Origin of the sequence: Bacillus sp. JJ664 (genome assembly GCF_036962205.1) — a bacterium.
In the GTDB taxonomy this organism is placed as follows: domain Bacteria; phylum Bacillota; class Bacilli; order Bacillales; family Bacillaceae_G; genus Gottfriedia.
Genome location: NZ_JBALMS010000080.1, coordinates 1 through 304 on the forward strand (window position 1 = coordinate 1; position 304 = coordinate 304).

1 pseudogene is annotated in these 304 nt (G+C 28.9%); it reads left to right on the forward strand.

Annotated elements, in window-relative coordinates:
* Positions 1 to 119: 119 nt before the first annotated feature.
* A pseudogene (locus tag V7056_RS13765) lies at positions 120 to 304 on the forward strand (sigma-70 family RNA polymerase sigma factor); the annotation flags it as partial.

The following is a 304-nucleotide window of genomic DNA, read 5'->3' on the forward strand; positions in this document are numbered from 1 at the left end:
ATATTGCTCTCTATTTTGCTTGTAAGACATGGTTCTTACTGCCTCTTTTAATAATATTTTTAACTTTTTGAAACTTTTTCCCTCTCTAAATACTCTAATATATGAAAGGGGGTTAAAGAGTGATTGATATTAACCTTATACTGGACGCGATTAACGGAGATGATGAAGCTTTTGAGACAATTATAAAAGCAGAAAGCGATAAATTATATAAAACAGCTATTTTGTATGTCCGGAATAAAGAAGATGCATTGGATGTTATTCAAGAAACAGTTTATAAAGCATTTGTTTCTATTAATCAATTAAA